The sequence below is a fragment of the Chitinophagales bacterium genome (assembly GCA_016787225.1).
In the GTDB taxonomy this organism is placed as follows: domain Bacteria; phylum Bacteroidota; class Bacteroidia; order Chitinophagales; family JADJOU01; genus CHPMRC01.
Map to the genome: position 1 here is coordinate 74777 of JAEUUY010000020.1, position 9663 is coordinate 84439.

Sequence of the window (9663 nt, forward strand, 5' to 3'; positions counted from 1 at the left end):
ATAAAAATTATATACCCATGAAAAAAAATCTACTGTTTTTAGTCTTTATACTTGGGATTAGTATATCTAAAGCACAAACGACACAGGATACTATCGACAATCCTTATTGGCAGTCTATGATGTTCAATAATTCGATTAATATCAACAAAACAAAACGCGCGTATGATCTTTACTTTTCCAATAAACCAAAGGTGAAAGGTACTGGCTATAAGCAATTCGAGCGTTGGTATCATAATTGGAAAACTAAAGTGAACGCTGATGGCACATTTCCTGCTCCTGATAGAACTTTTCAGGAAATGAAAAAATATTTTAGAAATAACTTGACCCCTCGCTCAGCCACTGGCGCTTGGACAAGCATGGGTCCTTCCTTCAATGCGACTTTGACCTATAATCCAAGCTCTTTCCCGCACGCTGGAGTAGGTCGAGTAAATGCCATTGCATTTCATAATACCAATCCCAACATAATTTATGCAGGAGCGCCTCAAGGCGGATTTTGGTACACAACAGATAAAGGTGCAAATTGGACTGCAAGTAACGATAACCTCACCATGACTTCTCTAGGGATATCTGATATAGCCTATATTCCAGGAGCTGGTGATTCTGTAATACTTATTGGTACTGGTGACAAAAATGCAAATGTAGCCAATGGAATTGGAGTATGGAGATCTACCAATGGTGGTCAATCATTTACAAATTCGAATACTGGTATCGGTAATAAAGTAGTCTCCCGTTTTGCAGTCAATCCTGAAAAGAATAGTACTATATATGCAGCAGTTGATGATGGAATTTATGTTTCATATAACAAAGGTTTGAACTGGACCAAAAGGGCATCTGCTGGAACCAATAATTTCAAAGATATCAAATATTGTCCTGGAGATACTATGACATTATATGCTACTCGATTTGGAATGTGGGGTCCCTATGCTGATTTTTATCGCTCAGTAGATGCAGGAGTCACTTGGTCTCTTATAACCTCTGGCTTGAATGCTGTCAATAAAAATAGAATAGAAATAGCAGTAACCGATGCGAATCCTAATATTGTATATCTAGTAGCCAGTAGTGCAGGCACACATGTTTTAGAGGCTTTTTATAAATCTTCAAACAAAGGTGCAAGTTTTTCTCAAAGAATAAATGGGGCAACTTTTAATATTTTAGGTGGAGAAATAAACGGAACCGATACAAGAGGTCAGGGTTGGTATGATTTATCTATTGTTAGTAGCCCTTCTGATTCGAATTTCGTATTGGTAGGTGGGATCAATATCTTCAAATCTGTAAATGGAGGTACTTCGTGGACTCCTAGTGCTTCATGGAAAAGTCAAGGAGGCACCGATTATGTTCATGCAGATATTCACTTTTTAGGTCGAAACCCATTAAATAATGAGATATGGGTAGGAAGTGATGGTGGTGTAGATTTTACAACCAATAATGGTACCACTTATACTTCAAGAAATAATGGTTTAACCATTGGTCAAATATATAACTTAGGAGTATCGCAACGTTCTAAGACTCGCTTTATCTCAGGTTTCCAAGATGATGGGACTAAAGTAGGTAGCACACCTACTAATTGGATAGCTAGAGTAGGCGGTGATGGGATGCACTGTGAAATTTCTAATTTTGACACTACCGTGCTGTTCGGAAATGTACAATATGGAGACTTACAAAGATCTACTAATAATGGAGCAACATTCACAGATATTACAGTGCCAGGTGCACCAGGCCCATGGGCTGCTCCTTGTCATTTGCACCCAAGAAGAAATGATATCATGGTCGTACTTTACAAGGATGCAAGGGTTAGCTTTGATATAGTTTCAGGCGCAACACCTGCTTTTTCAAATATTACTACTGGTGAAACTAATGATGGATCCGCTATTCGTTTTTCTAACGTAAATGATTCATTAGTATTTCTTGGTTGGGAAAATGGTTTGTTCAGACAAGCTAATATACTGGCAAATCCAATTACCGTTTCCACCATGACCAATCCTAACGGAGGAAATAGAATAAGTGATATTGAAACTAGTTTTAATAATCAAAATGTAGTTTATTGCACATCAGGAAATCGCGTTTATAAGTCTACTAATAGAGGAACTAGCTGGACAAATATTACATCAAATCTTCCAGACATTCCTATGCATTCCATAGTATTAGATAAAAATTCACCAGAAGGACTCTATGTAGGTACTGATGGTGGAGTGTATTACAAAGACTCTTTTATGACAAATTGGGTGTTTTATAATAATGGCATGGCGGTAGGTTCTGAAATTAGAGATTTGGAAATTGTCTATGATACCGTATGCACCGACCGATCTGTTATATATGCAGCTACCTACGGTAGAGGTTTATGGAAAGGTGACTTAAGAATTACAGAAACCCAGCCTAACCCTAATTTTACAATTCCAGCTTCATCATGTGTTTCTTTACCTGTTAATATTACGAATACAACCTCTACTATTATTAATAACGGTGCACCTACCACATATGAATGGACCATTACTCCAGCTACATTTTCTTATTCTGGGGGTACCAATAGCAATTCTCCAAACCCAATAATAATATTTAATGCCACTGGCAATTATTCTATAAGTTTAAAAGCCTCAAAACCATTTGGTGGATTTTGCTCCATAACTAAGAATAATGTAATAAGTATAAATACAAAAGGTACATTAACACTCAAAACGACTAATGATACTACAGTGTGTCCTGGCGATACAGTTTTAGTTAGCCTCGGGGGAATGCAAAATTATAATTATACTCCTACTACGAGTATGACTAAATTTAATGATTCCTTTGCCTATTTGTATCCAACTGTACAAACGAATTATATGATCATCGGTGATGTGAATGGAGCTTGCTTCGACACTACCTATGTAAATGTCAAAATGAAATCAAGTCCAACCTATACAATGACAGGTGCCACCAGCTTCTGTAATGGAGATTCTACAACAATTAGTTTTTCAAATATTGATACGGCATATTGGACTCCTGCCACCGGAATAACAAATCTCTCACCTACGAATAAGCGTATAAAAATAAGTTCCACAAATATTTATAATATTCGACTAGTAAAATCTGGCTTTTGCGATGTAAAGTTTAGTATGCCAATTTTGGTTAAAACGATCCCCGGTTTTATGCTATCTAAGTCATTTAATCAAGTTATGTGTATCGGCGATAGTGCCATAGTTAATGAAACCAATGGAGTTCCTAGCTTGGTTTGGACACCAACTACCGGATTAACCAGTCTTGGTACTAACAGTTTTAAATTCAAGCCTACTTCGAATACCAAGTATTTTCTGCGAACCACAGATACCAATTATTGTGCAACTTCTAGAGATTCCATACAGTTTACCATGATACCAAAACCTGTTGTAAGCGTTACAGGTCCTGGTGTAGTCTGTGGTGGTGCAAGTGTCAATCTCTCAGCATCTGGTGCGGATACTTTCAAATGGTCTCCTGCCACTTACCTCAATACAACTATTGGTGCAAATGTAGTTTCTACACCTACGAATAGTATAATTTATAATGTTACTGGTATTACAGGACCCTGTTCCTCGGTTACGAATAAGTCTATAATAGTAGGTACTGTAGCTGTAAATCTCAATGTAACTGGAAACACAGAAGCTTGTTTAGGCTCATCGTTCAATCTTTCAGTATCAGGAGCCAATAATTATAAATGGTCACCAGCCAATATGGTGAGTGATGAATTTGGTACGGCAGTGCGAATTTCTACCAATACATCTACCTCCGTAAAGGTCGTGGGAGAAAACTCTGGTTGTAAAGATTCGTTAGTTATTCCACTGAATGTAAGACCTTTGCCAGTAGTAACGGCTACCAAGGATAGAAGCAATGCCATATGTCCGGGTGAGAAGGTTTCTATAAAGGCTAGTGGAGCTGCAAGCTATATAATATCACCAATTTATAATTTTACAAAGCCTAAATTAGATTCGTTTATAGTTTTTCCAGCTGTCACGACTAAATATTTCATAATAGGTTCCAATTCGTTTGGTTGCCAAGGTAGAGACTCATTGATTATCGATGTCAATCCTTCTCCTGCTGTTAGTATTGCTCCAGCTATTAATACAATAAAAAGAGGCGATTCCTTTCAGATTATAGCTAGCGGGGGTTCTAGTTATCAATGGACACCAAATAAATATATAATTAGTGGTAGCAACCTTTCGAGTACCATTCTAGTGAAGCCTGACTCAGATATCGTTTATTCTGTATTGGTTACTAACACAGCGGGTTGCACAGCTAAGGGAATGTCTATCGTGTATGTACTTCAAAATCCGAATCCAAGTAGCATTGCTGGAAATATACTAGCGAATATACTAATCTACCCTAATCCAGCTAGCAATGAAATCAATATCGAATCTACTGAGCAAACTAAGGTAAGCATTTATTCTATAAATGGATCCTTGATAAGGGAATTTGAATCGTTTGATAACAACCATAAAATAGATGTAACGGATATTTCTTCTGGTTATTATTTCCTTTCCTTAGAGAACAAGAGTGGCAGAAAAAAAGTAAATAAAATTGAAATTATAAAGTAATCGTATAAATAAATGAAAAAAATCTTAACTGTATTCTGCATTGCACTATACTCATTAAATCTAATCTCTCAAACTGCTAAAGATACGGTTGATTATCCATACTGGATGGAAATGATGTTTGATCGAAACATTAATTTCTACAAAACTAAACGTGCTTTTGATTTGTATTTCTCCAATAAACCAAAAGAAAAAGGTACGGGCTTTAAACAATTCGAACGATGGGCAGAAAATGCAAAACGAGAAATTAATGAAGATGGTAGTTTTAGACCAGCAGATTTTTTATTAAAGGAATTAGCTAATTATAAGACCAATGCATTAACCCCTAGATCGGGTAATCCTAAATGGACTTCACTAGGTCCTTTTAACAATCCTGCACCGGCTAGTATGCAGCGTGGAGTAGGGCGGGTCAATGTTATAGCCTTTCATCCCAATGACCCCAGTATTATATATTGTGGAGCACCAGCAGGTGGATTCTGGTATACCAAAGATAAAGCACAAAGTTGGACTAAGAGTAATACAGATGATTTACCAAGATTCGGTGTGTCGGCCATAGCAGTGATTCCTGAAGGAAATTCAACTCCTATCATCCTTGTAGGTACAGGTGATAGAGATGCCAACGACGCTCCTGGATATGGTGTTTATGTCTCGTTAGATGGGGGTATAAATTTTACTCCGTCTAATACGGGTATGGGCAATCAGGTTGTCAATAGATTGCTTGTAAATGCACAAGATAACAATGTAATAATAGCTGCTACAGATAATGGAATTTTTAAATCCTATGACAAAGGGCAATCTTGGACTAGAACATCGCAAATACTAGATTTCAAAGATGTAGTTTATCATCCAGAAGACACTAATTTCGTCTATGCTGCTGCCAATGGTAACTTTTATAGAAGTATTAACGGTGGTAACACATGGACCCAAATATCAGCTGGATTTAGCTCAGCTTCAAAACGTCGTATGGCTATAGCTGTAACGAAAGCAAAGCCAGATATTGTGTATGTAATAGCTGTCAATAGCAATAGAGGTATGGAAGGTCTTTATAAATCATCAAATAAAGGCGCCAATTTTACCCTTCAATTAAATGGAACTACATTTAATCCCTTGAGCTTTGCTCAAAATGGGAGCGGGACCTCAGGTCAAGGAGAGTATGACTTAGCGATAGAATCAAGTCCAAATGACTCGAATGTATTATATGTAGGAGGTATCAATGTGTTTAGATCGGTAGATGGTGGAAAAACGTTTAGATGTAAGGCTTTTTGGTCTTTTAGCGCTACGATTCCTTGGGTGCATGCAGATATTCACTATCTAGGCAGAAATCCTATAAATGGTGAGCTTTGGATTGGAAGTGATGGTGGCATCGACTATTCTGCAGATGAAAAATTACCTACCTCAGGTACCAATGATCCTTTTTTTCCAGTTATCAATAATAGAAATAGTGGTTTGGCTATTTCTCAATTTTATAACTTGGGTGTAAGTCAGGCTTCTTTGACAAAATTTATTACAGGGGCACAGGATAATGGTACGAGTGCTGGTACGAATAAATCGGACTGGACAGCAGAACTCGGTGGTGATGGTATGCAATGTGAAATAAGCAATTTCAATACGGATATCATGTTTGGATGTATTCAATATGGCGATATGAATCGATCTACTAATAGCGGTGGTGCTTGGAATAATATTGTTTCATCAATCAATGAACGACCTGGTCCTTGGGTGACCCCTTATCATTTGCACCCTAGGGTTGATAATATATTAGTAGCTATTTACCGCAATGTATGGATATCTAGAAATGCCACAGGCACTGGAAATCCTAGTTTTACTCGCATTACCACTACTGCTGCTGCTGAGGGTTCTGCCTTGAGATTTTCTAATGTCAATAATAATTATGTCTTTTGTGGTTGGAAAGATGGAGTCTTGCGTTATTCTACCAATATTCTCGCTTCTAATCCTACTTTTACAGGCATGAATTCACCTTCCGTAAGTGGAGAAATAACTGATATCGAAACGAGTTATTATGATGTCAATACATTATACGTAGCTAAAGGAAATCGAATTTTTAGATCAAGAGATTTAGGTGCTACTTGGACAAATATTTCTGGAAATCTTCCTAATATAGCTATCAATTGTATCGCATTAGATAAAAATGCCTCTGAGGGTCTCTATGTGGGAACAGAAGCAGGAGTTTATTTTAAAGATTCTACCATGACGAATTGGATAATGTATAGTGATGGTTTGAGTTTAAATGCACCAGTGAGAGATATGGAGATAGTTTATGATACTGACTGTTCAGCTAATTCTAAAATCTTCGCAGCTACCTACGGACGTGGTTTATGGTTAAATATCGTACAGGTAACAAGCAATGGCAGCCTAGAACTAAATTCTGACAAAGGTAACCAAATATGTAAAGGAGAGAAAATAGAACTAACTGCAAGTGGTGCAGTTGAATACTTTTTTGATGCTTCTCCTGATATCAAAAAATCAAATAGCAATACTTTTACTATAACACCAGATGAATCAAAGCAATATAGGTTTTATGCAAAAAAGTCTGATGGGACTTGCGAATCGAAGATGTTTGATGTCACTGTAAATCCACTTCCTGTATTAGATGCCAATCCACGCAATAAAACCATAAATAAAGGTGAATCGGTCACAATCACTGCAAGCGGAGCAGATGAGTATAGCTGGTCGCCAAATACGTTTATCCAAAGTGGGCTTACTTCCAAAAATTTATCTGTAAGGCCTGATAATACTATAACTTATACTTTGACAGGTAAAACGAGTAAGGGATGCCAGGCCATATTAAAAATAACGATTACGGTCAATGGGTCGAATTCGATAACAAATGCTTCTAGCGCATCAGTTCAAATTTATCCAAACCCTGCTTCCAATGAGTTAACAGTAAAGTCCGATAAAAAGACTAGCTATCGCTTGATAGATATGCAAGGTCGAATGATTTTTTCAGAGAATCAAGAAAAATATTATCATCAATTGCATATAGAAGATTATCCTGCAGGTATCTATATTCTGGAAGTGACCAATAGCGAAGGTAGAACAGAGAGTCATAAATTTAAAATTGAGAAATAAATTAACTAATAAGGAATAGTTTAATTTCTTATTTTTGCACGGGCAAGTCTTATACGACCAGCTCCTGTCGAATCCCCCAGGATAGGAATATAGCAAGGGTAGATGGTTGTAGCGGTGCGATATGAGTAACTTGCCTTTTTTTTTGAACCCAATGAGTTCGTAATCGTCATAGAGTCATTATATATGTTATTTTTAGATGCATTAGCAGGTTTTGGTAAATACATAGGTATGTTGGGCTCTATTTTTGCCAAGCCACAAAAGTTTTCCATGTACTGGCGAGAAACACTACGACAAATGTATGACATCGGGGTGGGTTCTTTTTGGATCATAGCCATTGTCGGGCTCTTTATTGGAGGTGTTACTGCTGTTCAGTTTAGTAATAAATTGCTCACTTTTGGTTTTATTCCTATGTGGTGGATGGGTAGTATGACTCGCGATAGCATGTTTCTCGAATTAGCGCCTACTATCTCTGCACTGCTTCTGGCAGGAAAAATAGGATCTAATATCGCCACAGAACTGGGAACAATGCGAATCACCGAACAGATAGATGCCATGGATATTATGGGAGTTAATACCCACTCATTTTTAATAGCACCTAAAATCTTAGGATCACTATTAATTGTACCTTCTTTAATTGTTACAGCAATGCTTTTAGGAACTATAGGAGGAGCACTAGCAGGTGAATTAGGCGGATATTATACTTGGGAAGAATATAAATATGGCTTACAAGATGACTTTCAGCCACAATATGTGCGGCTCATGTTCATTAAATCCTATGTGTTTCCGTTTATCATAACCTCCATTGCATGTTATAAAGGATTTTACGTTAAAGGTGGTGCTTTACAATTAGGCAAAGCTAGCACGGATGCTGTTGTGTATAGTTCTATAGCGGTCGTTATCGCAAATTTCGTCGTAGCTTTTCTATTTCTTTAATAATCATGATACAAGCTCAAAATATCCATAAATCCTTTGGTGCACAGCATGTATTAAAGGGGATAACTGCAGATTTTCACTCGGGTCAATGCAATATGGTTATAGGTAAAAGTGGCTCGGGCAAGACCGTTTTTATGAATTGTATCGTAGGATTGGTCGTACCAGAGGTGGGTTCTATGTTGCTCGATAATAGAAACATAGTACCTATGGGTCTAAAAGAAAAATCTAGTATTCGTAAAGAAATGGGTATGTTATTTCAGAAAAATGCTCTCTTTGATTCCATGACCGTAGAAGAAAACGTGCGTTTCCCACTAGATATGTTTACAGAGATGTCCACTGCTGAAAAAAGAGACCGTGTCAATTTTTGCCTTCAAAGGGTGAGTCTTATAAATTCAAATCATAAGTTTCCTTCCGAGCTTTCGGGAGGTATGATGAAGCGTGTAGCACTGGCTAGGGCTATGGTTTTAAACCCAAAATATCTCTTCTGTGATGAACCCAATTCTGGTCTAGATCCTCAAACAGCCTTGGTCATAGATGAACTCATTCAGGAAATCACCAGAGAATACAATATCACTACGGTAATCAATACACACGATATGAACTCCGTCATAGGTATCGGCGACAAGATTCTATTTCTTTATGATGGTGAAAAAAACTGGGAAGGCTCCAACAAAGAAATCCTGCATACCGATAATGAAAAACTCAATGATTTTATTTTTGCATCCGAATTCTTAAAAGAGATCAGGAAGCTGAATTATGGGGCGAGGTAAGTCTAATGAAGGCTAATTAACTTTCTTTTTTACTCCTTGCCTATATGCTCTATTTCATAATCATTTATCTTGACAAGTCTAGTCCCAGCTAATATATCAGCTAAAGTCGGTTTATTAGGTCGATAGATAGATAAGACAAAATGTATAAGACAAATTAGGATTCCAAAATAATTAAGGTATTTTAAATTGATACTGTTCAAAAAAGTGTGTAAAGTCCAAAAATCTGATTTTTGTGTTGAAATAAAAAAGCACAGAAAAAATGAACTTTACACAAGAACAAATGTCAGAAATATTTGACGAAATTGCAAAGAAAAAGGATGGCTATAGAG

The 9663-nt window shown here is 37.0% G+C and carries 4 protein-coding genes and 1 other RNA gene; all 5 read left to right on the forward strand.

Annotation, left to right across the window (positions count from 1 at the left end):
* The first annotated feature begins 17 nt into the window (after window positions 1-17).
* The 5 genes from JNL75_07045 to JNL75_07065 all read left to right on the forward strand — a co-directional run bounded on the left by JNL75_07045 (window position 18) and on the right by JNL75_07065 (window position 9334).
* The gene (locus JNL75_07045; protein ID MBL7789575.1) at window positions 18-4544 is read left to right on the forward strand and encodes a T9SS type A sorting domain-containing protein; all 4527 of its coding nucleotides are present in this window, start codon (window positions 18-20) and stop codon (window positions 4542-4544) included.
* A 12-nt stretch (window positions 4545-4556) separates the two neighbouring features.
* Window positions 4557-7631 (forward strand): T9SS type A sorting domain-containing protein, encoded by a 3075-nt coding sequence (locus JNL75_07050; GenBank protein MBL7789576.1) that lies wholly within the window; start codon window positions 4557-4559, stop codon window positions 7629-7631.
* A 40-nt stretch (window positions 7632-7671) separates the two neighbouring features.
* Window positions 7672-7770, forward strand: an RNA gene (gene ffs, locus JNL75_07055) — signal recognition particle sRNA small type.
* Window positions 7771-7814: 44 nt separating this feature from the next.
* Window positions 7815-8564, forward strand: coding sequence for an ABC transporter permease (locus JNL75_07060; GenBank protein ID MBL7789577.1), 750 nt, complete (start codon window positions 7815-7817; stop codon window positions 8562-8564).
* Window positions 8565-8569: 5 nt separating this feature from the next.
* A complete protein-coding gene (locus JNL75_07065) occupies window positions 8570-9334 on the forward strand; it encodes an ATP-binding cassette domain-containing protein (GenBank protein MBL7789578.1) in 765 nt (254 codons plus the stop codon).
* The last annotated feature ends 329 nt before the right edge of the window (window positions 9335-9663 follow it).